Raw genomic sequence first — 25342 nt, forward strand, 5'->3', positions numbered from 1 at the left:
AGGGGGAGAAGTTTATGAAAAAAAATAAAATAGGAATAATAAGTTTCATTTTATCATTTATTATGGTTATAAATATTATTATGCCTGTAAAAGTTTTTGCTGATACTACTTCAGAAAAAGCCAAATTAGAGCAGGAAATAGAAACATTAAAGGAAGAGGTTAAAAGCAGAAGTCCTAAAGACTATTTAGACTGCTTAACATTAAGAGCGTTAGGTGAACCGGTGGATAAGTCACAGATAAATCTTATTGATAACATAAGTTCTGCTTATGACAATGAAAATAATTCTAAAGTAAATGCACAAAATATACTAAAACTTGTATGTGTAAAGGAAGATGTAAATAGTGAAAAATACAAGAAATATGTAGAAGCACTTACTAATGGATTAAGTGAAAAAGGCTTTTTATCCCAAAGTGGTAGGGAGTATATAGATTTAGATTTAAATACTACTGCATTATGTATAATAGCATTAGAACTTGCGCATGTAGATTATGATAAAGAAAAAGCAAAACAATCTTTATTAAATTATGTTAAAACCGAATTAGAAAAGGATACTGATAGTATTAAAAATATAGAACCAATAACTAATGCAATAATTGCATTAAATCTTTTAAAGGTGGAAAATTATAATAATTATATAGATAGATTTTTAGATATATTTAAATATTCTATAAATCATGAAGGAAAAATTGAAATAGATAATGGAACGTGGCCAAGCTATAATGGAAGTTTAATACAAGCACTTATATTAATAGGCCAAGACCCTACATCAGAAGATTGGACTTCTGAAGATGGACCCAATTTGATAGATGGATTAAATTCTTTTAAATATGACACAGATACTAAGAATTTGGCAAAGTTGTCTGCACTTGTAGATTATTATAATTTTAAATATGGCAATAAAAAATCTATGTATAATTTAGATTATGAAATATCTACACCAAGTAAAATTGAATTTGAAAATAGTAATATTAAAATAAAAGAAGGCAAAGAACAAGGTTTAAATATAAAAATTTATGATGAAAAAAATAATCCTATGATAGGTGAAGCGTTTGTATTTACAAATCATAATAAGGATTTAGTAGAGCTAGATGAAAGAAGTTTAAAAGTTAAAGCATTAAAATGTGGTAATGCAAAAATAGAGGTAGCTTTAAAGAAAAATAATAATATAAAAGCTAATTTAGACATAGAAGTTTATAAAAATCCAGTTTCAAAGATAGAAATAAATATAAATGAAGATTATATGCCAATAAAAGTTAATGATATAGTTACTGTGGAAACTATATGCAAGGATGATGAAGATGATAGAGTTTATAACAGTAATTTTAAATATTCTTCAGATAATGAAAATATAGTGAGTATAGATAATAAAGGTAATTTAACGGCTAAAAAAGTTGGTAAAGTTAATATAAAAGTTTCTATTGAAGACAATGAAACTGTATATGCTGAAAAAGAAATAGAGATTCAAGATAACTTAGGCCTTAATGAAATAAGTAAAAAAGACCATGAGAAGATTAAAGCAGAAGTTGAAAATCTAAAAAATTATTATTTAACTGAAACTAAAGATGGGTTAGTACCATTAGCATTATCAAAAATAGGTGTAGTAAAAAAAGCATATATAAGGAGAAATTGTGCTAATGCATATGATCTTAGTTTAAATATATTTGCTACAATAGGAAGTGGTGAAAATCCTAGAAATTACCAAAACAATAATTATGTAGAACAATTAAAAGAAATCCAAAAGAAAGATGGAGAAAATAAAGGACAGTTTATAAAAAATGATTATTCGGATAAAAATAATCTAAAAAGCCAATGTTATGCAGTATTAGCACTAGATTTAGCGAAAGAAGAATATGATAAAAAAAGTGCTATAGAAGCTATAATAGATTTATCTAAAAATGGAGATGGAGATACAACGTATACAGAAGTTCAGAAAAAAGCATTGGTAGCTTTAGTTCTTGCTGGGGTTGATAAGGATATAGAAAAAACAAAATATTTAAAAAGTCTTATATTAGATATGAAAAATGAATTCTTAAAAAATGGACAATTTCAATGTAAAAATGATAGATGTAGAAGTACAGCATTAGTTATTCAAGCATTAGTTGCTAATAACATAAATCCATTAGGAAAAGATTTTACATATGTTAAAGGTGAAGAAAAGAAGAATTTATTTGATGTACTTTTAAGTTATAAATCAGACCAATTAAAGAATGGAAATCCTTATTTTGGTTTTGCAAATGGTATAGGTTATGGAAGCAATGTAATTAATGCACAGAGTACAACTAATGCATTATGTGCATTAGTAGATTTATATAATAAAGAATCAAATTTTGGTATAAAATCCTCTGTTGACATGGATAATGGTGAAGCACCAAAAATAACTATAATTGGAGTGGAAAATAATAAGGTTTATAAAGGTGATGTTAATGTTGAAATTTCATCAACTGAAGGTAATAAATGGACTGCCAAGTTAAATGGTGAAAACTTTACAGGCGGAAAATTCACTACTTCAGGCATTCATACACTAGAGGTAGTAGCTGAAAATGATAAAGGGTTAAAAATAACTAAATCTTTACAATTTGCTATAGACAAAAATCAAAGCACTGAGATTAATTTAAGAGTTGAAGGTAGAGAAAAAACTTTATTTAATGAAAAGATTAAAGTTGGAGAAGGCTCTAAAAATGTATTAGATTTAATAAAAATTTCTTTAGGACTTGACAAAGTAAAGCTTAGAGAAACAAACAACATGATGGTAGCTTCTATATTAGATGAAAAAGAATTAGAAGGTAAATATGGATGGTGCTACTTAATATTAAAAAACAACAAAGTAGAACATCCAGGTGTAGGGATGGACTCATACAAAATAGATAAAGAAAATTTATCTATGGATGAGATAGTGCTTTATGTAAGTGACTATAAGGATACAGATATAAAAACACAAACACCTAATATGACTTATAAAGTTAAAGGTGATAAAGTTATATTAAACTTTAATAGTTATAATAAAAGTATAAGAGGAATGGATGTTACAGTTAATAATAAAAAGTATATAACTGATGATAATGGAAATATAGAAATAGAAAAAGAAGAAGTCCTTAATGTATCTATAGGTAAAAGAAGTTCAAGTGAAGGAATTTTATTTGTACCTATGAACTATGTTATAAACATAGAAATGGAAAATACAAAACCAGAAGAGTTAGATAAAGAAGAAATAAAGGTTGAAAATCTAACTGATGAAAATAGCTTTAAATTAGGACAAGAAGGAAAAGTTAGATTAAAGGTAACAAATACATTTAAAGAAGAAAAAGATTTAGATTTCATAGTAGGGTTATATGATGATAATAACAAGTTAGTAGACTATATATCCTTAGAAAATAAAATAAAAGCCAATAAAAGTACAGTTTTAGAATCAATGATGGTTATGCCAAGTAATGGGAAGTACACTGTTAAAGTATTCTTGTGGGATAATTTGGATAATATGAATAGTCTTTGTGACAATATAGTAATAAAAGTTAAATAACATAGATTTTAAAAATCATACAGTAATCAATATTTAAGATAGTGCACTTAAATATTGATTACCTTGTTTTACAGGAGAATTGAATTTAGGAGTGAGAAAGTTGAGAAGAAATAAAATAATATCTAAAATAGTGCTAGTAACTATGGTTACATCTATACTTGTAACTAGTAAAGCTTATGGAAACACTATAAATGCTAGAACTAATGATTTAAATAAGGTATGGACTATAAAATTTAATGAGAATTTAAAGGAAAGTACTTTAAAAAATGAAATTTCAGTAGTTGATAAAGATGGAAATATAATAGATAGTAAAGTTGAAATTAAAGAAGGAAAAAATGTGGTTATATATCCACCAAAAGAAGGATATATAAATGGTAATGTATATACATTAAATATTGGTAAAAACATAAGAAATATAAATAGTAAAAGTATAAAAAGTAAAAAAACTTTTATATTTGAAGTAAATAATGAAAGTGTTTCTTACAATAAATCTATTTATATGTATAAAGATGTTGTTGAAAAAAATATAGATGATATGTGTAATAGTATAGTGAAAAATGGAATAAATAGTGATTGGCAAGCAATAGCGTTAGCTAAAAATAATAAAGAAATTCCAAGTGGGTATTTAGACAAAATAAAAAAACAAATTGATAACAATGAAATAGTACAATCTACAGATTATGAGAGAATGATATTAGTATTATCAGCATTAGGACAAGATCCTAAAAATTTTAATAATACTAACTTAGTAGAAAAGTTATATAATAATCCAGAATTAGATAGTCAAGGTAATAATGCTTTAATATTTGGATTAATAGCATTAGATAGTAAAAATCATCAATTAGAAAATAATTCTATATGGACAAGAGAAAAATTAGTTGATGCTTTGTTAAATTCAAAAACAGAAGATGGTGGTTGGAGCTTTTTAAGTTCTAAAGCAGAACCAGATATGACTGGAATGGCAATTGCAGCATTAAGCAATTATAAAAAAGATGAAAAGATAAATAAATCAATAGAAGAATCTATAACTCTTTTAAGTAGTATGCAAAACACAGATGGAACATTTTCATCAGTAGGTCTAAAAAATAGTGAAAGTATATCACAAGTTATAATAGGTTTATGTGCAAATGGAATAGATCCAACAAGTAGTGAATTTACTAAAAGTGGTAAAAATCTTATAGATGCTTTATTAACATTTAAAAGTGATGATGGTGGATTTAAACACATATATGAAGGGAATAGTAATGGAAAGGCAACAGAACAAGCATTATTAGCATTAGAAGCATATAGGGAGTTGAAAAATGGAAGACTAAATTTATATGAATTTTAAATAATAAAAAAACTAATGTAGATTTTAAAAACTTTCTACATTAGTTTTTGTAGTTTTATTAAATGTTTAATAAAACTATAAAAATAAAAAATTATTTATATAAATAATTTGGAACATTTAATACTTTATATAAATTAATAAAGATAATATGTATTTTATTAAATGAAAATAAAAGGTTAAAGTTTATATTAGATATATAAACTTTATATCAAAAATGAAAATTTATTTATTCAAATGAAATTACATTATTTAATAAATCATTAGCTTCATTTTCTGTTATATCTTTACTTAAAGCTATTTCATCAATTATGAATTTTTTAGTATTCATTAGTAATTGTTTTTCGCTAGTATTAAGTGGTTTATTTTTATTTATAGCACTCAAATCTGAAAATACTTCTAGTTCTTTTTCAAAAGAACCAGATCTAACTTTTTCTACATTAGCTTGATATCTTTGTTTAGAATTTGTAGATTCATCTAATGATGATTCTGAATCATTTATGCTAGATAAAGTTTCCTCTAAATCTGAAGGACTAGTTATTGAACGAACATTAGATTTTTCAATGTTGTCTATTGGTAACATTAGTTTCATATTATTATTTAATATTCTAATTATGAAATATTGTTTTTTTTCACCACCAAAAACATTTTCTTCTATGTCTTCAATTATACCTGCACCTTGCATTGGATATACAATTTTATCGCCTATTTTAAACAAAAAAAGCACCTCCTATAAAATTTGGTTTTAAATTAATGATATTTAAAAGGTAAGAAAATTTTTAAAATATTTAAAAATTAAAAAACTATATTAAATCTAATTATGTTGGATGATTTAGTTAGCTTATATGTAAAATATAAGCTAAACTAGAATTGAAGTAATTTCAATTTCATTTTACATATATTTAAAATGAATTGAAAAAAAAGTTTTTACGTATTTTTTTATAAATAAATTCTTTATAGTTTAATTATAACATAATAAAAAAAATAATCAAATTTTTTATAATATCATAGTATGTAATGGCATGTCAATAATAATTTTATTGTAAAATTACTTTATAAATTTAAAATAAAATGATACAATGTAAAAAATTACAAAATTCATAATATAAGGGGGGAATACTATGTATTTCAAAAAACTAATAGGGGAAATGGTTTATTTATCACCAATGAATCCAGAAGATTGTGAAAAATATGCAGAATGGATTAATGATATAGAAGTATCTAGTAATTTAGGATTAGTGAAAAAGCAAATTAATGAATTTATAGAAAGAGAAATGTTACAAAATTTATCAAAACAAGAATTTAATTTTGCAATTGTGGATAAGAAAAATGATGAGGCTATAGGTAGTGTAGGCCTTTTTCAAATAGATTATATAAATAGAAGTGCAGAAGTAGGGATTTTTATAGGTAATAAAAATTATTGGGGAAAAGGATATGGTAGTGATGCATTAAATTTAATGTTAGATTTTACTTTCAATATATTAAATTTTAATAGTGTAAAGTTAAAAACTTATTCTTATAATAGTAGAGCTATTAATTGTTATAAAAAAGTAGGATTTAAGGAAGTTGGAGCATTAAGAGAAGGAAAAATTATTGCTGGAGAAAAGTATGACATAATTGTTATGGATATATTGTCAAATGAATTTAAAAATAGCTATATAAAGAAAATTGTAAATTTAAATCAAATATATTAAGGAGAAGTTTTAAATGAATTTTATCATAAAAAAATTGGATAAAGATGAGGAAGGGTTAAGTGAACTATTATTAATGGCAGATCCATCTTATGATATGATAAAAAAATATATAGACAAGTGCATTTGTTATGGTATTTACTTAGGTAATGAATTAGTAGGTCAATATTCAATTTTAAATATTAAAAAAGATATAATGGAAATAATGAATATTTCAGTAAATGAAAAATATCAAGGAAGAGGATTAGGAAAACAATTGATATTTCATGCAATTAATTTTGCAAAAGAAGAAAATGCAAAATTATTAGAGATTGGAACCGGCAATTCTAGTATAAATCAGCTGAAGTTATATCAAAAATGTGGTTTTAGAATTAATGGCATATATAAAGATTATTTTAAATTGAATTATGATGAGGAAATATTTGAAAATGATATTAGATGTATAGATATGATAAGACTTAGTATAAATTTATAATGAGGGTTTAGGATATGGTGGATAGTTTTATAGAGTTTTATAGAGCAAAAGAGGATCAAATAGAGTATTTAAAGTATGAGGAAAGTTTTAAACGGAGCACTGCTATTATATGTGAAGAAAGTGATGATTTTTTAGGAATATTAGAGTACAATATATTAAATTTTGATATTGCAAGAATATTAAATCTTAATATATTGAGAAAATGTAAATCAAATGAAATTTTAAATGGAATGATAGAGGAAGTATTATATTGGAATCCGTATATCAAAGAAATTATTTATGAAGAAAATGAAGATGAATTTATGGATAAATTACTTAAAAATAATGGATTTGTAAAAGATAAAAATTATATAAAGAAAATAGATAGTAGTATAGAAGTTTTTAAAATAAACATTGAAGACATAAAACCAGAACAGCTAACTGTTGATAAAGAAAAGTTAGACAGAGTATATTCATGGGTTAAAAATCCAGAAGATATAATAATTTCTTGTGTAAAAATAGATGATAAAATAGTTTCTATAGATGGTCATTCTAGATTAGTTTGTGCATATTTAAAAGGATTTTCTTATGTGTATGGATATTTTGAAAAGGATAATGTAGATGAAAAGTTTTTTAGAGAATGTATAAGTTGGTGTGAAAAAGATGGCATATATAATGTAAGAGACTTATCAAAAAGAGTGGTAACTAGTGAAGAACACGAAAATATTTGGATAAAAAAATGTCATGATTATTTTAAAACTAATTAATATATTTTATGTATATGAGTAAAGGAATTTTTATATGAAAATAGTTGTAAAAAGATTTAATGATTTAACTAATATAGAATTATATGAAATATTAAAATTAAGAAATGAAGTTTTTATTGTAGAACAAAATTGTGCTTATCAAGATTGTGATAATAAGGATTTTAAATCATATCATATTTTAAGTTATGATAATGAAAATATAGTTGCATATTTAAGAGTTTTAGAAAAAAGTGTTTCTTATAATGAAGTATCTATAGGTAGAGTACTAGTAAAAAAAAATTATAGGGGAAAAGGAATTGCTAGAAAAAATATGCTTTATGCAATGTTATTTATAGAAGATAAACTTAAGGAAGATAGAATAAGAATATCTGCACAACAGTATTTATTAGAATTTTATAAAAGCTTAGGATTTAAAGTTGTATCAGATATTTACTTGGAAGATAATATTCCACATGTAGAAATGTTTTTTGAAAAATAAAACTAATAAATAGTAACATAGGATACTTATAAATTAATAAATAGTATTTATAATATAACTATTAAAGATCATATAGGAATTCAAGCTTAAAAATGAAATTATTCATGTTTAAACTTGTATTTCTATAGTGTTTAGGAGGAATAACAAATGAGTTGTGGATGTTCAAATATATCTAATGATGGAAAAGCTATAGTAGATTTAGTTAGAAGTAAAGGTAAGGAAGAGATGTTATTAGCTGTGCCACATGAAATAAAGTGTTCTTGTAATAATATATTTATAATGACTAAATTAGTTGATAAGTGTCCAAAGTGTCAAATGACATATGGTGTTACACCATGTAGTTCAAAAAATAAAGATAATGTAAAAGCTGCAGATATTAATTATTAAATTATATTTTTGTAGTTAATAATTTTTAATATGTGTAAAAACAGGTTAATATACAATATTAACCTGTTTTTATTGTATAATGGAATAAATATTGTGAGTTAATTAATGTAAGGAGATGATAAATTTGAAAAATACAAATATCTTAGTTGTAGAAGATGATGGAGATATAAATGGATTAGTTTATAAAATTTTAACTAAGAAAGGGTATTGTGTAAAACAAGCTTTTTCAGGTACTGAAGCAAAAATGTATTTAGATATGTTTAATTATAAACTTGTTATATTAGATTTGATGCTTCCAGGACTTACAGGTGAAGCTATAATAGAAGAAATAAGAAAAATTAAGAAAATGCCTATAATAGTTATATCAGCTAAAAGTGCTCAAGAAGATAAGATAAATGTTTTGAAAATGGGTGCAGATGATTTTGTATCTAAACCTTTTGATGTAAATGAACTAGTAGCAAGAGTTGAAGCACAATTAAGAAGATATACAGAGTTTTCACATTGTGATGAAGAAGAAACTAAAATTTTAACTTATAAAAATTTAATTTTAGATAAAGAACAAGTTAAGGTAACTGTATGCAATAAAATAATACAACTTACGGCCAAAGAGTTTTCAATTATGGAACTTTTACTTAATAATCCTAAGAAAGTTTTTTCAAGAGCAAATATATTTGAACATGTATGGAATAGTGACTTTTTAGGTGATGACAATACTGTAAATGTACATGTGAGCAATTTAAGATCTAAAATATCTATTGTTGATAGTGATAACGAATACATAAAAACTGTTTGGGGTATAGGATTTAAACTTTGTGAATAACTTAAGACTTTCTTAATCTTTTCTTTAAGTTAAATTGTTTCTTGTATACTACAATAAAAATATGGTAATAAGACGTCTTTATTTAGTATACAAGAAAGTAAATTAAAAATTTAATTTAGATTTAAACTTTATCAAATGATTTCAAAGCTTATGCAAAGTAGAAATCAATGGTAGGTGGATTGAAGAAAGGATGATGGAAATGAGAGAAGATATACTTGTAACAAGGAATCTTAGTAAAAAATATGGAAATAATACTGTTGTTGATAATGTAAATATGACTATAAAAAAAGGTGATATATATGGTCTTGTAGGAAAAAATGGAGCAGGAAAAACAACAATAATAAGAATGATTTTATCATTGTCTAAAGAAAGCTCAGGAGAGTTTGAATTATTCAATGCAACTTCTGAAAAAGAAAAATTAGAAAAACATGGACTAGTAGGTTCAATTGTAGAGACACCGGCATTTTATCCTTATTTAAGTGCTAAACAAAATCTTGAATATTATAGATTGCAAAGAGGAATTGTGGAAAAAGATGCAGTAGATGAAGCTTTAAAATTTGTAGGACTTGAAGATGTAGGAAACAAAAAATTTAAGGGATTTTCACTTGGAATGAAACAAAGATTAGGACTAGCACTTGCTATAATGAGTAATCCAGACTTTCTTATATTAGATGAACCTATTAATGGATTGGATCCTATGGGGATAAAAGAAGTTAGGGAAACACTATTAAAGCTTAATAAAGTTAAAAATACTACAATTTTAATATCAAGTCATATTTTAGGAGAACTTTCACAACTTGCAAGTTGTTATGGATTTATAGATGATGGTAAATTAATAGAGGAAATATCTAGTGAAGAGTTATTAGATAAATGTAAACATTGTTTAGCTATAAAAGTTGATGATTTAGAAAAAGCATCAGCAATACTAGAAAGTAAATTTAAATGTGAAAATTATGAAGTGTTAAATGGTAATTTGATAAAGATATACGATTATTTAGAAGAGTCGCATATTATAAATAAATCATTTGTAGAAAACGGTATTATGGTTTATTCACTACAAAAAATAGGAAGTAATTTAGAAGAATATTTTTTAAACTTAGTAGGGGGTGAGCATAATGCTTAAAATGATAAAAGCAGAGCTTTATAAGTACTCAAAAAGACCATTTATATATGGAATAATATTGACACTTTCAATAGGTGTAATAGCTGTTATGATGATGCTTAAAAATTCAGGACAATATTCATCAAAACAATTTGCGCTAACTATGACAGGTGGATGTTTTGGAATGATATTAACTTTAGTAATGATTTTTGGCTGTGTACTTTCAGAAGAATATAAAGATGGTACGCTTAAAAATTTAGTGAGTTCTAAAATATCAAAAACAAAAATATATTTTAGTAAATTTATTGTACAAATAGTATTAGCTATATTTGCAGCAACTATATGTATTATAGTTCTTCTTGTATCTATTAGTATGTTAGATAATAGTGATGGATATACAAAAAAATTTGTTTTAGATTTTATAATGAGATTTTTAGCTTCAACACCTATATTTATAGCAGGGATTGCTCTTGTTAATTTCTTAATAGTTTTAACAAGAAAAGAAGGTGTAGCTTGTTTAATTTATTATTTTGTTTTTATATTAGGTTCTAAGATAATTTATCTATTATCTACAATGGTATCAGATAAATTTAAATTACTATATAAATTTTTATTAGAATCACCACTTGAATATGTTCAAATGCCATATGCTTCAAGTAAGCAATTAATTAATGCTGTGGTAATAGGAACTATCTATACTATTATATTCACAGCTATTACAGTTATTTTATATAGGAGACAAGATGTAAAGTAGGAATTTAAATATGTTAAATTTAATTAGAGCAGAATTGTATAAAGTTGTTCGTAATCCACTAGTTTATATAATTACCACTATTTTATGTGGTTTGATAATTTTAGTGGAACTTATTTTTAAAAATGATCCATATATAGGATTTAAAGTTTATGTAATTGAAATTATTTGCCCCATAGTTTTTAATATTACTTTTATTTTCACTGGGATTTTCTCATTATTATGTTTTGAAGAGTATAAAACTTCTACTTTTAAAAATATAATTTCCTTTGATATATCCAGGAGAAAAGTATATTTAAGTAAATTTATAATTGAAATTGTAGTGTGTATAATAGTAGCAACTATTTGCTTTTGTATTTTTCTACTTTCAATTAATTTGTTGAAAGATGGAGATGGATATAATGTCAATTTGTTATATGACTTAATAAAAAGATTTATAGCTTGTATTCCATTATATGTAGGAGGAATTTCCATTATTAATTTTCTAATTATAATTATAAGAAATGAGGCAATAGTAGGTTCTATATATGTAATATTATTAATTTTACCTCAAAAAATAGAAGACTTTCTAATTCAAAATGTTTCTAATAAGTTTGAATTTATAAGTAATTTAAGTATTTATGAAAATTTAGTTATGCTTACTAAGCCATATGCAAGCAAAACCAGTATAATTCATGCATTTATAATAGGAATTATCACTACAATATTTTTCACTATGTTAGGGATTATATTTTTTCAAAAAGTAGAGATAAGATAATTTAAAGTTTGGAGATATATATGATATATGTACTAATAATATTATTAGGAATACTTTTGTGGAAATTGATTTTACAAAATGTAGAGATAAAAAAACTGACAAAAAAATTAAAAAAGATTAATGAAAATGATACAAATGAAGTTTTAAGAATTTCGTCTCCTAATAAAAATCTTGAGAGCTTTTTATGCGAAATTAATAAAACATTAAAATTAAAAAAATCTACAGAAGTTAAGTATAAAGAAATGGATTTAGAATTAAGACAAGCTATTGCTAATATGTCTCATGATTTAAGAACACCATTAACATCAATAATGGGATATATACAACTTTTGGAGGATGACAATATATTAGTGGAAGAAAAGAAAGAGTACATTGAAATAATAGAAAATAGATCAGCATCTTTAAAGGCTTTAATTTCAAATTTTTATGATTTATCTAGATTACAGGCTAATGAGTATAATTTTTGTATAGAAAAAATAAATATATCGTCTATTTTGTGCAATCTTTTACTTGGATTTTATGATGAATTTGAAAGAAGAGGATTGGAACCTAAAATAGATATAGATGAAAATATACCTTTAATTAATGGAGATAAAAGTGCTACTAATAGGATATTTACAAATCTTATACAAAATATATTAAAGCATGCAGAAGGAAGTTTAAAAATAAAATTAAAAAGTTTTGATAAATATATTTTAACAGAGTTTTCTAATGATGCAAAAGAATTAAGTGAAGAAGATGCAAAGAGAATATTTGAACGATTTTTTACTGTAGACAGGATGAGAAGTGGTCAAAACACAGGATTAGGACTTGCTATAGCTAGGGAGCTGGTAGAAAAACAAGGACATATAATCTATGCAAAAAAAGATGAAGATAAACTTATAATATCTATAAGATGGGTATTATAAATAAGAAAATAGCTACTAAAAAGTAGCTATTTTTGTTATTTTAATACGCTTTTTTTCACTGATTTAAATCTATCACAATCACCAATTTTTTCATTTCCATCTGTTATTAATTCAACAACTATAGGCTCATTAATATTATATAAGGTATCTTTTAGGTTATATAAGTCATTTATATTAGAAACTTTAAATGATTTAATTCCCATAGCTTCACTTACTTTAGTAATGTCTAGTCGGTTGAAGAAAATACCATCAAGACTTCTTCCAAATACAAAACTTTGACCTTGGTCAACATAATTATATTTAGCATTGTTTATAACAAAGTATATTATTGGAAGATTATATGCTTTAGCTGTTAAAACTTCCATTCCATTCATATAGTATGATCCATCACCAACTATTACAGCACAACATTTAGATTGTTTTGCAATGGCAGCACCTGTAGCACCACCTATAATTGCACCCATTGAACCATAATTTAAACTACCAATAAATTTTGAACTATCTGGTAAATATAAGAATTTGTATACGTAGTTCATAAATTCACCAATATCACATAAATAAGTAGTATTTTCATTTAAAACCTTAGGTAATGTATCTAAAACTTCTTTAATAGATAAGCCATTATTAGTTTGAATATATTTTTTATTTAAAGTAGATTTATCCATAATTGGTTCAACTCTAGAAGATTTTTTATCTATATTTGCAATTAAATAGTCTAACGCATCCTTAATATCATATTTAACAGCAAGTTTATTCTCTACACTTTTTTTATCTAATGATTTAGTACAGTGATCAATTTGGATAATAGTTTTATTTGTATAAAAATCAACATCAAAGTTTTGAGTTGAGCTTTCTCCAAGTGATGAACCAAGAACTAAAACAGTATCTACGTCATTATCATTGATGTAGTTAGATGCAAAATCAGAAGAATAGAAACCAAAATTTCCTATATAGTATGGAGAAGAATGTAACACTTTACCTTTACCTTGAGGTGTTGTAGCTATATAGAAATTAAGTTTATCTGCTAATAAATTGATTTCATTGTTAACATTTTTAGCACCTCTACCAACTAATATAAGTCCCTTTTTAGCTTTATTAAGTACATTGACAGCTTTAGAAATTGCTGTTAAATCGTTTTCAATTTTTTCATAATTAGTATTAGGTTCTATATATTCAGTTTCTAATATAGGTATGTCCATGGGTAAAGATATATGAACAGGGCCACAAGGTTCAGTTAAAGCTAAATTAACTGCATGATCTAATATTTTTATAGTATCTTCAGGATTTTTTATATTAACACTATATTTGGTTATGCTTTCTGTTATAGGAATAGTGCATAATTCTTGAATAGCACCTTTACCTTTGCTTTTAGTGGATGAATCACCACTTATAACTAGCATAGGTAATTTATTTATATAAGCATCAGCAATACCATTAATAGAGTTAGTAACACCAACACCACCACATAAAAATGCAACTCCTAGCTTATTTGTAAGTTCACTATAACGTGCTGCAGAATAGGTTGCACCAGATTCATGTTTAGTAACTATGCTTTTAATTGGAGAGTCAGTTATACTATCATATATGTATGATGTATTTCCAGAAGGAATACCAAAAATATATTCCACGCCTAAGTCCTCTAAATATTTTAAAATTGCTTGTGAAATTGTAAGTTTCATATTAAAGTAATACCCCCTATTAAAAAAAATATTATTATTTTATAAAATATTTTAAAATTTACAAAATTTTAAATATTTCACTTACTATATAATAAACTATATTAAGGAAAAGTTCTACAGTTATACAAAAAACGTTAAATAAATGCAAAAAAATACAGAAATTAAAGATATAACTATATAAACAAGGTATATCTTTAATTAAAGCATAATAGTATATTATTCGATATAATGAATAATATATTTAGTTTATAAGGGGGATGAGTTATTATGAATGAAAATATTGATAATAAAATTCAAGAGGCTAAAACGAGCATAGAATTAAAGAAGAACTTAATGATAAAAATAGAAAATTTAAATTCAGAGTTAAAACAACAGTTAAATGAATTTGAAGAGTTAAAAAAAGTTTTAGTTAAGGAAGAAAAAGATGTTAGAAAGTTGGAAGGAATTTCATTTGCATCACTACTTTCAAAATTATTAAAAAATAGAGAAGAAAAACTAGAAAAGGAACAAAAAGAATATATTGAAGTAAAAATTAAGTATGATGAATTTAAATTTAAAATTAGTGAAATTCAAAATAAGATTAAAGATAAACAAAAAAGATTAAAGGAATTAGAAAATATTGAAACGGATTATAATGAACTTTTAGATGAAAAAATTAAAAATATAAAACTTTCTAATGAAGAAATCAATAAATTTAAACTATTAGAGTATGAAAATATGGAAGATAGTTGTATAAAGGAAAGAACTGAAATTAATGAAGCATTAACAGTAGGACAGGAGCTTTTAGATGAAATAGAATTAGCCCTAAATTCATTTGAAAGTGCTAAGAATTGGGGAACATTAGATATATTGGGAGGAGATTTTTTATCATCAATAGCGAAACATAGTAAAATTGAAGATGCAACAGAAAATTTACACAAAGTTTCATATTTAATAGAAAGTTTTAATAAAGAATTAAGAGATGTATATGTGAATACAGAGGTTTTAGATGTTAATATATCTTCATTTACAAAAACTTTTGATATATTTTTTGATAATATATTTTCGGATATTTCTGTACAAAATGAAATAAATGGTGGTATAGAAAGAGTTGTTGATTTAAAAGCTAAAATAAATAATGTTATGAATAATTTAGAAGAAAGAAAAAGATTAAATGAAAGAAATTTAAAGAATTTAAAGAAAGAATATTATACTTTTATAGAAAATGCTTAATTAAAGATTGATGAAATTATAGAGATAAAGAAAGGTACATTAGATATACTAAATGTATTAAAAAGTGAAAAATAAGTTTAAAAATTAAATTGGTAAGAGGCCATTTCAGTGTTGATTGGGTCCGAGTTTTAAAATTATTTATTTTAAAGCTTGGACCTTTATAATTAAATAATAATATTGATACATTTACTTAAAAGTTAAATTTAGTGTTTAGTCTTTTGAAATTGATTAGTTTTTCCCATAATATAAGAAAGTTTTATAATAGAAATTTCTTCAGTGGTCATAGGTCTTTTAAACATTTTTTCAAATTGTTTTATTAGAGCATGGAAATCTACAGAAGATTTTTCTTTGTTACTATTAGAATTTCTTCTAGTATTATTGTTGTAAATTTGAAATTTAAATTTATCGTTATAAAGTTTTTTAAATACTTCACTTGTGTAATAAGCATCATTATAAGCATTGTGAAATTCATCTTTAAAAGATATATCCAATAAATTAATAGCATTTTTTAAACCTATATTTTTTCCTTTTGTATATTTAAAATGTTTAGATGCATAGCGTTGTATGTCAATATATTTCTTAGGAATTAATGAGTAATCCAATTCATGAAACTTTATATTTCTAAGAAGTTCTTTTATGTCAGATACACCCCAAACAACAAGAACACTATTTGAATCCAACATATTTATAAAAGACTCATAGGCTATTTTAAAATTTACTCCTGAATTTAAGTCTTTATTATTTATGTTAGTCAATTTTTCAATAACTGGATTTATAGTTAAGTATAAACTAGGTTTTATAATCATATTTAAACTGGAAACTTTATTTAAATTTTCATCAAGTTTTATTGCACCAATTTGAATTATTTCAAAAGGACAATTTAAAGTATTCTCATTTTTTTCAGTACATTTATATTCTTGGTTAAATTCTAAATCAAATATTATATAATTCATAAAAATCTCCTAAGATAATTAATTTTATAAGTCTATAGAAAAAAGATTGAATTTCATTTTCTTATATTATATCACTAAGAAAAATTAAGTTGTGAATAAATTTAAAAAACATTAAAGTTTTGTTTATACACAAAAAATGTAAGACATTGAAAAAAGGGATTTTAAGTGTGAATATAGAATAAATAATTTTATAATAAAAGGGATTGGAGCTAAATAAATATGAGAATGGGCGATGTTAAAGTTATATACTTTGATATGGGAAATACGTTAATAGATTTTCACAAAGGTAGAAGTGATGAAGAGAAAGATAAGTTAGGAATAAAGTTACTTACAGAATATTTAAGTACTATGAACAGTAAAATTACTTACAAGGATGTAGAAAATAAATTCTATGTTAAATGGAATAAAGCTTTTGAAATGAGAAAGAAAACATATTTAGAGTATCCAATAGAGGAATATTTAAATAGTTTTTTAAATGATTATGAAATTAATCTGTCATTAAAACAATGTGTAGAAGCTATTAAAATATTTTATAAACCATATATAGATGATGTTGTAACTTATGATAACACAAAAGAAGTTTTAAAATGTATAAGAAATAGAGGTTATAAAATAGGTGTAATATCAAATACAGCATATTATGATGAAATTATGAAGGAATGTTTTAAAAAATTAGGTTTATATGAATTTATAGATGTGTTTATATTTAGCTATTCCTTAAAGTTAGGAAAACCCAAAAAAGAAATTTTTTATAAGGCATTAGAAAAAATGAATATTACACCTAAAGAGGCAATTATGGTTGGTGATAGCTTAAAAAACGATATGGAACCAGCAATTAAGGTAGGTATGAAAGCAATTTGGCTAAATATAAAAAATAAAGAAAAAGAAGTTTTAAATGAACCTTATAAAGAAGTGAAAGATTTAGATGAGATATTGATATATATTTGATGAAATGGAGAATTATAAAATGAATACAATTATGAGAAATGCAAAATTTAGTGACTTTAATGATGTAAATAATCTAATGTTGGAGCTTCATAATTTACATGTGAAAAATAGAAATGATGTATTTAAAGCTACTGATAGTCCCATGAAAGAGGAGTATTTTAAAGATTTATTAAATAATCAAGATGTAAAATTGTTTGTCATAGAAAATTTAGAGAATAGTGAAATAGTAGGATATAGCAATTTAAAACTAATGAATACACCTAATATAGATATAGTAGTGAAAAGTAAGTATATATATATAGATGATTTTTGTATTAAGCAAGCATATAAAAGAAAAGGTATTGGGAAAAAGTTATTTAATTTTATATTAGAATATGCAAAACAACAATGTGTAGACTCAGTACAATTAAATGTATGGAGCTTTAATGAAGATGCTATTGAATTTTATAAGTTTATGGGGATGAAAGAACGAAATGTAAGGATGGAAATGAGAGTGTAAAATTTAAAAGCATATGTATATATTATATACATATGCTTTAAGTTTATTAAAAAATTAAATTATACATACCAAAAGTTTGTAAATAACCATTGACCATTAATAAATTCAAGGGTTTTAGTTTCTGTAACAATATCATTTGGTGAATTAGAATAATTTGATGATAATTTTACAATTATCTTATTATTATCATAGGAGAAATTCTTAGTACAAGAATCATAATTAACTCTTAATCCAGCTTGACCTATAGTAAAGTATAGCTTACCATCTTTTTCAAGCAAGTATTTATCTAGAATACTATTTATAACATCTTCTGTAAAATATCCTCTTAATGAATCAGCCATTTCTTCTCTAGAATTAAAATTAGTAACTTCACCATAATAAACATTATTTATTATTAAAGGATTTTTAGAGTAAAGAGCTGGTCCTTTAAATATAGGTGTAAGGGCATTTTCAGCACCTTTAATAAAGTTCATAATTTCAGGTTCTGATGGATAAATACTTTTTTCTGGCTCAGGAGCAGGTGTAGTTTCATGTTCAGCTGGAACAGGTGCAACTGGAGCAGGATTTTCATTAGTAATAACTGGCGTAGTTTTTAAAGATTCAACTTTAACTTCACTTGCTTTATCCTTAACAGGGGTTGTTTCATTTTTTTTAGGCTCACTTTTAGAAATATTTTTATTTGCAATATTTACATCTTTTTTTACTGATGAATCAGAAGCTAAAACTTTTTTTCCATTAGTAGAAGATACTTTATTGTTATTATTGGCACAACCAACAAAAGTTAATGTACAAATTGCAGCAACAATACAAATTAATTTTTTCAAGAAAATCACTCCTAACGTATACTTCACTAAGTAATATATTAATAAATAATTTTAATGTGAATAGAATCTTAAAATTGAAACCATAATGTAATATTTAACACATTACTAAGTATTGACTTAAATATAAAAGTTAAGTCAAAAAAATGATTATATGGTTTTGAGGTAAAAAAAGCAAATTAACAAGGTCTGCTAAATAAATTCTTAAAGAAACACTTATTTAAATAATTTCTTTATCCAATTTAATAAAAATAATTTAATTCTTAAGCTTTGATTCTTATATATATTTAATAATTTAGTAAAACAATATTAATGGATGAAAGCATTCTTAAATTAACATAATATCTATTAAATGTTAATATAAGTTAATGGTATGATATAGGTATATTATTTTAAAGAAGGTGATGGGTATGGATTTAATTGAAAAAATAAGAAGATTTAAATTTGATGATATAGATTTAAATCAACTAACAGAAGATGAATTGAACTTTTATAAGGGTATAGATTTATTTATAAAAGGGGATTTAGATAGTTCAGAAAGTATATTATTGAAGTTACATTTACAAAGCAATGAAAAAGAAATAAAAGATAATGCAACTAAAATATTATTTCAAATTTTATATTGGCAAAATAAATGGAGTGAAATAAAAAGATTAAATCTTGATAAAAACTTATTAATAGATGAAGATTACAGAAGTATATCAATTAGATATGAAAAGTTAAATCAGAATTATAATTTTTTAAGTGATTTTGCAAGTATTCCAATGAAATTAAGTTCATCTGGCTCTCCAACAATTGATGTTAAAATTAATGGGGTATATAAAACATTTTGGTTTGATACTGGAGCACTTATAAGTATAATATCTGAAGAAACAGCAGAATTATGTAATATAAAAATGGAAGATGATTTAACTGTTAAAGTTAAAGCTTCTACAGGTAAATGTACAGAATCTAGAATGTGTACAGTGCCAAGTTTAGAACTTGGAAACTTCAAAGTATATGATCAAATAATGATAATTATAGCTACTGAAAACTTAATATTAAAACATCCTAAAACTAATGAAATAGTTAAAATAGATGGAATTATAGGGTGGGATTTAATAAAAGATATGAATGTAATTATAGATTATAAAAATGAGAAAATAGAAATAAGAAAACCTAAAAAACTTAGTTGTGAAGATAGAAATATGTTTTGCTCTGCATATCCTATTATTAAAATTTTAAATGATGAAAATAAACCAATTTATTTTGGACTTGATACTGGAGCGAATAAATGTAGTTTAGGTGAAACCTTTAGTATAAACAAAGAAAACATTAAATTTCAAACATCATTTATAGGAGGTGTTGGAGGATATAAAGAAAAGGAAGTTAAAACTGTAGGAAATTTAAAAATTAGAATAAAAAATGAAGAATTTGTTTTGAAAGATAGGAATATTAGTATGGATTTAGAAACAGTTGGAGAGTTTTTTATAATGGATGGAATAATTGGAAGTGACATAATAAAAGATGGAAAAATGATTATAGATTACACTAACAAAATGTTTTCAGTAGAAAGACAATAAAAAATAAATTTTAAATATATACTTTATTTTTCATAGAGAATGAAGTAAAATTATATAAAGACAATATTTAGAAAATTAAATATATTTCTTGATTAAATATTAGAAAGGGGAATGTCTTTATGACCGCATCTAAACATTGATTAAATTGTATTAATAAAATAAATTTTTAAACCTACAGATTTAGGTTTATTTGTTATGCAATAAAATGTTTAGAAATAAATAAGACGATTTAAATGAATATGAAGAATTAAAAATTTATATTCATAATTAAGTTGAGCTTTATATGGAGGACGGTTATGAAGAATTTAAAAAATAAATATATATTATATTTAATCTCTTTCTTTGAGGGATTAGTTTTTTATGGTGCATTTGCAACTATTTACAGACTAAATAGAGGAATTCAATTAAGTGATATATTTTTATTAGAAAGTATATTTGTTATTCTTATGATGGTATTTGAATTACCATGGGGAATTATTGGAGATAAAATAGGATATAGAAAAACACTTATATTATCTTTTGGATTATTTTTATTATCTAAGATAGCATTTTATTATGCTCATTCATTTTCTATATTTTTATTAGAAGCAGTTTTAGGAGCTTTAGCTATATCTGGAATATCTGGATGTGACAGTGCTATTTTATATTTGTCAGTAGAAAATGAAGAAAGTGATAAAGTTTTTGGACGGTATAATGCTTTTGCAACAGCTGGTTTTTTAATTTCATCATTATTAAGTGGATTTATGGTGAAAATATCCTTAGATTTATTAGCGTTTGCAACAATAATTGCTTATGTTGTTGTTTTTATATTAAGTTTTTTCTTAAAAGAAGTTAAAGATACTAAACATGAAAAAAGAGAAAGTGTATATTGTAGTTTTAAAACTGCTATATCAAATAAGAAAATATTAGTTTTTGTTATTTTGTTAGCAATAATTGGTGAAACTACCCATAGTGTTTGTGTGTTTTTAAATCAGCCATTGTATATAAAAAGTGGTATAGATATGAAATGGTTTGGTGTTTTAACAGCTTTTATGCAAATATCAACATTTATAGCAGTTAGAGCTCATAATATAAAGAATAAGATAGGAACTAAAAAGATATATATAATTAGCATAGGAGTAATTTTAATTACAAATATAGGATTAATATTTAGTCATGTATCATATATAACAATACTTTTAATATTTTTGATGGAAGGTGCATTTGCAGTTACTCAGCCAATAACAGAAACTATTAAGAATGAAAGTATAAAATCTCAAAATAGGGCAACTATATTATCTTCTTATGCCATGGTAGCAAATGTAATATCAGCATTATGCAATGGAATAATAAGCATAGCAGCAAAACAATCTATGACATCAGCTTTAATAATTATGGTAATTTTAAATTTTATAGTATTTATGCTTTTGTTAATATGGAATATTTATAAAAAAAGAATAAAACATGAAATATTAAAAAATTAATATAAATAAAAGTTAAAAATAGATAATGAAAAAGTTCATTATCTATTTTTAACTATGGATTTTTAAGGTAGGTGATATTTTTGAAAATTATTGTTTTAGATGGATATACTTTAAATCCTGGAGATTTGAGTTGGAGTGGGTTTGAAGAGTTAGGGGAATTTATTTGTTATGATAGAACATTGGAAGATGAGGTTTTTGAAAGAATTAAGGATGCAGATATAATTATTACAAATAAAACGCCAATTAGAAAAGAAATCTTAAAAAAATTAACTAAATGCAAGTACATAGGAGTTTTGGCCACAGGGTATGATGTTATCGACTATGATTATGCAAAAGATTTAAATATCATTGTAACTAATGTACCAACTTATGGTACAACATCTGTAGCACAACATGTTTTTGCACTTGTTTTAGAACTTTGTAATAATGTAAAAAGTCATAGTGATAGTGTAAAAAATTTAAAATGGGCAAATCAAAGTGACTTTTGTTTTACTAATTCACAACTTATAGAATTAAGTGGTAAAACTATTGGAATTATAGGATTTGGAAGAATAGGATATGAAGTTTCTAAAATAGCTATGGCATTTAATATGAAAGTTATTGCTTACAATAGAGGAAAGAAAAAAGAATGTGATATAAAAAATTTAAAGTGGGTAGAACTCGAGGAATTGTTTAAAAATTCTGATATAATATCTTTACATTGTCCATTAACTAAAGAAACGGAAGAAATAATAAATATAGGTAATTTAAGAAAAATGAAAAAAAGTGCTTTTTTAATAAATACATCTAGAGGAAAATTAATAAATGAAGAAGATTTAAAATTAGCATTAGAAGAAAAGATTATAAGCGGGGCTGCATTAGATGTTTTAAGAGTGGAACCACCTAAAGAATATAATCCACTATATAGTTTAGAAAATTGCATAATCACACCACATATAGCATGGGCAACTAAAGAAGCTAGAATAAGACTTATGCAAATAGCAGTAGAAAATTTAAAATCATTTATAGATGGAAAACCTATAAATGTAGTAAATAGTTAAGGTTAATAATATGAAAGTTATAGTTGCACTAGATTCATTTAAAGGGTCCCTTACTTCAATGGAGGCTTGTAAATTAGTGGAGAAGGGCATAAAAAGTAAATTTAAAGACATAGACGTTGTAAAAGTTCCCATATCAGATGGTGGTGAAGGATTTATTGAAACTATAGGTGGGAAAAAAGTATATGTAACTATAAAAGATCCTCTTTACAGAGATATTATAAGTTACTATGGAATAGTTAATGAAAAAACAGCATTAATAGAAATGTCATTAGCATCTGGACTTACTTTATTAGATATAAATGAGCGTAATCCATTAATAACGAGCACTTATGGCACTGGACAATTGATTTTAGATGCATTAGATAAAGGAATTAGAGATTTTATAATAGGAATTGGTGGAAGTGCCACTAATGATGCTGGAGTAGGAATGTTAATGGCATTAGGAGCTAGATTTTTAGATAAAGATAGTAAAAGTATAGACTTAGGAGGAAAGGCACTTAACAATCTAGCAAAAATAGATTTAGATTCTTTGGATGAAAGACTTCATTCTTCAAGAGTAATTGTAGCTTGTGATGTGGAAAATACTTTATATGGTAAAAATGGAGCATCAAAGGTTTTTGCAGCTCAAAAAGGTGCCACAAATAAAGACATTGATATTTTAGAAAGTGCTATTATAAATTATGCTAATATTTTAGATGAAAAGCTTAATATTAAAACTAATGAAATAAAGGGTTCAGGAGCGGCAGGAGGTTTAGGTTCAGCATTAATTGCTGTTTTAAATGGTTGTTTTAAAAGAGGCATAGATATAGTTATAGAAAAAAATAATCTTGAAGAAAAAATAAGAAGTAGTGATTTGGTTATTACTGGTGAAGGAAAAATAGATTATCAAACACAGTTTGGAAAAGCTCCGTTAGGAATAGCAAGAATGGCAAAAAAATATGGAGTGCCAGCCATAGGGATTTGTGGAACAATTGGAGAAAATATAGAAAAACTTTATGAGGAAGGATTTACATCTATATTTTCTATAATAAATAAACCAATGTCTCTAGAGAATGCCATGAAAGAGAGTGAAATCTTATTACAAAATGTATCAGAAAGAATTATAAGAATATACAAAGATTTATATAATAAAAAAGCATAAGAAAGGATTTTAAAAGATATGTATTTCTTAAATTGTATATATAAAAATAGTGAAAATTTAGCGGTTTTAAGCAAAGATAAAGATAAAGTAGTTTTTATTAAAGACATTTTAAATAAAGATTTTAAAGATATGAATGATTTTATAGAAAATTTTACTGAAGATATAAAAAACAAAATATATATATCATTAAAAAATGAAAATGAAAAGTTTGTAGATATTAGAGAAATTACAGTTTTGTCTCCAATACCCAAGCCAAGAAGAAGTTTATTTTGCTTAGGTAAAAATTATTTTGAGCATATGAAAGAGTTAAGTAAAGAAGAAATTAAAAGAGAAAGTATTGAAAATCCAATATATTTTTTAAAAATGGCAAGTGAAACAATTGGTACAAATGAAAATATAATTTACAATAAAAGTGTTACAAATGAATTAGATTATGAAGTTGAGCTTGCTGTAATTATAGGTAAAACAGGTAAAAATATAAAAAAGGAAGATGTGAAAAATTATATATTTGGCTATACTGTAGCTAATGATGTGACTGCACGAGATCTTCAAAGTAAGCATAAACAATGGGCTGTTGGAAAATCATTAGATACATTTTGTCCCATAGGACCTTATATAGTGTATAAAGATGAAATTTCATATCCACCAAAGCTTAATATATGTTCTAAAGTTAATGATGAAATTAGACAAGAGTCAAACACTAGTGAAATGATGTTTGATATAGATTATATTATAAGTGATTTATCTAAAGGCATTACTTTAAGGCCAGGAGATATAATTTTAACAGGAACTCCAAAAGGTGTTGGAAAAGGGTTTAATCCGCCAAGATATCTTAAGGATAGTGATGTGGTTGAGTGTTATGTAGAAAATATAGGGACAATTATAAATAAAATTCATGAAGAAAATTAAGAAAATATCATAAATTATTAAGAAAATGTAAAAAAGTTATTGACAAAAAATTTCTTTTGAACTAGAATTTATTTAAAGAAAAAATTAAATTATAAAAATAAATAAAGTTTAGAAATACACTTTAAATTGGTCCTGTGAGGCCAGTAAGGAGTATG

Annotated in this window: 24 protein-coding genes; 20 read left to right on the top strand and 4 right to left on the bottom strand. The window is 24.4% G+C overall.

Features of this window, described 5'->3' with window-relative positions; translation table 11 throughout:
* The first annotated feature begins 14 nt into the window (after positions 1–14).
* Positions 15–3518: an Ig-like domain-containing protein gene (locus tag BN346_RS17880; RefSeq protein WP_040330398.1), complete on the top strand. Its 3504-nt coding sequence runs from the start codon at positions 15–17 to the stop codon at positions 3516–3518.
* Positions 3519–3618: 100 nt separating this feature from the next.
* A complete protein-coding gene (locus BN346_RS17885; protein WP_040330399.1) occupies positions 3619–4848 on the top strand; it encodes a prenyltransferase/squalene oxidase repeat-containing protein in 1230 nt (409 codons plus the stop codon).
* A gap of 226 nt (positions 4849–5074) precedes the next feature.
* Here the strand turns inward: BN346_RS17885 and BN346_RS17890 are convergent, their stop codons facing one another.
* A complete protein-coding gene (locus BN346_RS17890; RefSeq protein WP_040330400.1) occupies positions 5075–5563 on the bottom strand; it encodes a CarD family transcriptional regulator in 489 nt (162 codons plus the stop codon).
* A gap of 403 nt (positions 5564–5966) precedes the next feature.
* Here BN346_RS17890 and BN346_RS17895 point away from each other — a divergent pair, with 403 nt between their 5' ends.
* From BN346_RS17895 to BN346_RS17940, 10 genes are all read left to right on the top strand, one after another.
* Complete coding sequence (locus BN346_RS17895) at positions 5967–6539, top strand: GNAT family N-acetyltransferase (RefSeq protein WP_040330401.1); 573 nt, start codon at positions 5967–5969, stop codon at positions 6537–6539.
* Between the two features lie 13 nt (positions 6540–6552).
* A complete protein-coding gene (locus BN346_RS17900; protein WP_051540499.1) occupies positions 6553–7011 on the top strand; it encodes a GNAT family N-acetyltransferase in 459 nt (152 codons plus the stop codon).
* Positions 7012–7025: 14 nt separating this feature from the next.
* The gene (locus BN346_RS17905) at positions 7026–7757 is read left to right on the top strand and encodes a hypothetical protein (protein WP_040330402.1); all 732 of its coding nucleotides are present in this window, start codon (positions 7026–7028) and stop codon (positions 7755–7757) included.
* 34 nt (positions 7758–7791) lie between these two features.
* Positions 7792–8235 (top strand): GNAT family N-acetyltransferase, encoded by a 444-nt coding sequence (locus BN346_RS17910; RefSeq protein WP_040330403.1) that lies wholly within the window; start codon positions 7792–7794, stop codon positions 8233–8235.
* Between the two features lie 147 nt (positions 8236–8382).
* The gene (locus BN346_RS17915; protein WP_040330404.1) at positions 8383–8622 is read left to right on the top strand and encodes a hypothetical protein; all 240 of its coding nucleotides are present in this window, start codon (positions 8383–8385) and stop codon (positions 8620–8622) included.
* 115 nt (positions 8623–8737) lie between these two features.
* Positions 8738–9442, top strand: coding sequence for a response regulator transcription factor (locus BN346_RS17920; protein ID WP_040330405.1), 705 nt, complete (start codon positions 8738–8740; stop codon positions 9440–9442).
* Positions 9443–9641: 199 nt separating this feature from the next.
* Positions 9642–10565, top strand: coding sequence for an ATP-binding cassette domain-containing protein (locus BN346_RS17925; protein WP_040330452.1), 924 nt, complete (start codon positions 9642–9644; stop codon positions 10563–10565).
* Positions 10558–11298 carry an ABC transporter permease gene (locus tag BN346_RS17930; RefSeq protein WP_040330407.1) on the top strand — a complete coding sequence of 247 codons (741 nt, stop codon included), beginning with the start codon at positions 10558–10560 and terminating at the stop codon, positions 11296–11298. The genes BN346_RS17925 and BN346_RS17930 overlap by 8 nt, the downstream gene beginning before the upstream one ends.
* 10 nt (positions 11299–11308) lie before the next feature.
* Positions 11309–12052 carry an ABC transporter permease gene (locus BN346_RS17935; protein WP_040330408.1) on the top strand — a complete coding sequence of 248 codons (744 nt, stop codon included), beginning with the start codon at positions 11309–11311 and terminating at the stop codon, positions 12050–12052.
* A gap of 20 nt (positions 12053–12072) precedes the next feature.
* Positions 12073–12960: a sensor histidine kinase gene (locus BN346_RS17940; protein WP_242838455.1), complete on the top strand. Its 888-nt coding sequence runs from the start codon at positions 12073–12075 to the stop codon at positions 12958–12960.
* Between the two features lie 35 nt (positions 12961–12995).
* On the opposite strand, the gene BN346_RS17945 is transcribed toward BN346_RS17940, so the two are convergent.
* On the bottom strand, positions 12996–14639 hold the full coding sequence (locus tag BN346_RS17945; protein WP_040330410.1) for a thiamine pyrophosphate-binding protein: 1644 nt from the start codon (positions 14637–14639) through the stop codon (positions 12996–12998).
* Positions 14640–14906: 267 nt separating this feature from the next.
* Here BN346_RS17945 and BN346_RS17950 point away from each other — a divergent pair, with 267 nt between their 5' ends.
* Positions 14907–15851: a hypothetical protein gene (locus BN346_RS17950; protein ID WP_051540500.1), complete on the top strand. Its 945-nt coding sequence runs from the start codon at positions 14907–14909 to the stop codon at positions 15849–15851.
* A gap of 203 nt (positions 15852–16054) precedes the next feature.
* Here BN346_RS17950 and BN346_RS17955 read toward each other — a convergent pair whose 3' ends face one another.
* Positions 16055–16804, bottom strand: a complete 750-nt coding sequence (locus tag BN346_RS17955; RefSeq protein ID WP_040330411.1) for a 3'-5' exonuclease — start codon at positions 16802–16804, stop codon at positions 16055–16057.
* Positions 16805–17023: 219 nt separating this feature from the next.
* On the opposite strand from BN346_RS17955, the gene BN346_RS20725 reads away from it, so the two are divergent.
* The gene (locus BN346_RS20725; RefSeq protein WP_051540501.1) at positions 17024–17752 is read left to right on the top strand and encodes an HAD family hydrolase; all 729 of its coding nucleotides are present in this window, start codon (positions 17024–17026) and stop codon (positions 17750–17752) included.
* Positions 17753–17771: 19 nt separating this feature from the next.
* The gene (locus tag BN346_RS17965; RefSeq protein ID WP_040330413.1) at positions 17772–18251 is read left to right on the top strand and encodes a GNAT family N-acetyltransferase; all 480 of its coding nucleotides are present in this window, start codon (positions 17772–17774) and stop codon (positions 18249–18251) included.
* A 59-nt stretch (positions 18252–18310) separates the two neighbouring features.
* On the opposite strand, the gene BN346_RS17970 is transcribed toward BN346_RS17965, so the two are convergent.
* The gene (locus BN346_RS17970) at positions 18311–19075 is read right to left on the bottom strand and encodes a DL-endopeptidase inhibitor IseA family protein (protein ID WP_040330415.1); all 765 of its coding nucleotides are present in this window, start codon (positions 19073–19075) and stop codon (positions 18311–18313) included.
* A gap of 407 nt (positions 19076–19482) precedes the next feature.
* Here BN346_RS17970 and BN346_RS17975 point away from each other — a divergent pair, with 407 nt between their 5' ends.
* The 5 genes from BN346_RS17975 (at position 19483) to BN346_RS17995 (ending at position 25187) form a co-directional block, all read left to right on the top strand.
* Entirely contained in the window at positions 19483–20634 is a 1152-nt protein-coding gene (locus tag BN346_RS17975) for a retropepsin-like aspartic protease (protein WP_040330416.1), read from the top strand.
* 296 nt (positions 20635–20930) lie between these two features.
* Positions 20931–22097 (top strand): MFS transporter, encoded by a 1167-nt coding sequence (locus BN346_RS17980; protein ID WP_040330417.1) that lies wholly within the window; start codon positions 20931–20933, stop codon positions 22095–22097.
* 71 nt (positions 22098–22168) lie between these two features.
* On the top strand, positions 22169–23137 hold the full coding sequence (locus tag BN346_RS17985; RefSeq protein ID WP_341350028.1) for a D-2-hydroxyacid dehydrogenase: 969 nt from the start codon (positions 22169–22171) through the stop codon (positions 23135–23137).
* 10 nt (positions 23138–23147) lie between these two features.
* Positions 23148–24278, top strand: coding sequence for a glycerate kinase family protein (locus BN346_RS17990; RefSeq protein WP_040330419.1), 1131 nt, complete (start codon positions 23148–23150; stop codon positions 24276–24278).
* A gap of 18 nt (positions 24279–24296) precedes the next feature.
* Positions 24297–25187, top strand: coding sequence for a fumarylacetoacetate hydrolase family protein (locus tag BN346_RS17995; protein ID WP_040330420.1), 891 nt, complete (start codon positions 24297–24299; stop codon positions 25185–25187).
* The last annotated feature ends 155 nt before the right edge of the window (positions 25188–25342 follow it).

It is taken from the genome of Clostridium ihumii AP5, assembly GCF_000612845.1.
GTDB lineage: Bacteria > Bacillota > Clostridia > Clostridiales > Clostridiaceae > Clostridium_J > Clostridium_J ihumii.

Bases quoted from the DNA above. Each gene is read 5' to 3' on its own strand.
- BN346_RS17980 (WP_040330417.1), top strand. From the start codon at position 20,931: ATGAAGAATTTAAAAAATAAATATATATTATATTTAATCTCTTTCTTT.
- BN346_RS17945 (WP_040330410.1), bottom strand. From the start codon at position 14,639: ATGAAACTTACAATTTCACAAGCAATTTTAAAATATTTAGAGGACTTA.
- BN346_RS17900 (WP_051540499.1), top strand. From the start codon at position 6,553: ATGAATTTTATCATAAAAAAATTGGATAAAGATGAGGAAGGGTTAAGT.
- BN346_RS17965 (WP_040330413.1), top strand. From the start codon at position 17,772: ATGAATACAATTATGAGAAATGCAAAATTTAGTGACTTTAATGATGTA.
- BN346_RS17925 (WP_040330452.1), top strand. From the start codon at position 9,642: ATGAGAGAAGATATACTTGTAACAAGGAATCTTAGTAAAAAATATGGA.
- BN346_RS17910 (WP_040330403.1), top strand. From the start codon at position 7,792: ATGAAAATAGTTGTAAAAAGATTTAATGATTTAACTAATATAGAATTA.
- BN346_RS17940 (WP_242838455.1), top strand. From the start codon at position 12,073: ATGATATATGTACTAATAATATTATTAGGAATACTTTTGTGGAAATTG.
- BN346_RS20725 (WP_051540501.1), top strand. From the start codon at position 17,024: ATGAGAATGGGCGATGTTAAAGTTATATACTTTGATATGGGAAATACG.
- BN346_RS17990 (WP_040330419.1), top strand. From the start codon at position 23,148: ATGAAAGTTATAGTTGCACTAGATTCATTTAAAGGGTCCCTTACTTCA.
- BN346_RS17880 (WP_040330398.1), top strand. From the start codon at position 15: ATGAAAAAAAATAAAATAGGAATAATAAGTTTCATTTTATCATTTATT.
- BN346_RS17955 (WP_040330411.1), bottom strand. From the start codon at position 16,804: ATGAATTATATAATATTTGATTTAGAATTTAACCAAGAATATAAATGT.
- BN346_RS17920 (WP_040330405.1), top strand. From the start codon at position 8,738: ATGATAAATTTGAAAAATACAAATATCTTAGTTGTAGAAGATGATGGA.
- BN346_RS17895 (WP_040330401.1), top strand. From the start codon at position 5,967: ATGTATTTCAAAAAACTAATAGGGGAAATGGTTTATTTATCACCAATG.
- BN346_RS17995 (WP_040330420.1), top strand. From the start codon at position 24,297: ATGTATTTCTTAAATTGTATATATAAAAATAGTGAAAATTTAGCGGTT.
- BN346_RS17950 (WP_051540500.1), top strand. From the start codon at position 14,907: ATGAATGAAAATATTGATAATAAAATTCAAGAGGCTAAAACGAGCATA.
- BN346_RS17905 (WP_040330402.1), top strand. From the start codon at position 7,026: ATGGTGGATAGTTTTATAGAGTTTTATAGAGCAAAAGAGGATCAAATA.
- BN346_RS17930 (WP_040330407.1), top strand. From the start codon at position 10,558: ATGCTTAAAATGATAAAAGCAGAGCTTTATAAGTACTCAAAAAGACCA.
- BN346_RS17915 (WP_040330404.1), top strand. From the start codon at position 8,383: ATGAGTTGTGGATGTTCAAATATATCTAATGATGGAAAAGCTATAGTA.
- BN346_RS17935 (WP_040330408.1), top strand. From the start codon at position 11,309: ATGTTAAATTTAATTAGAGCAGAATTGTATAAAGTTGTTCGTAATCCA.
- BN346_RS17975 (WP_040330416.1), top strand. From the start codon at position 19,483: ATGGATTTAATTGAAAAAATAAGAAGATTTAAATTTGATGATATAGAT.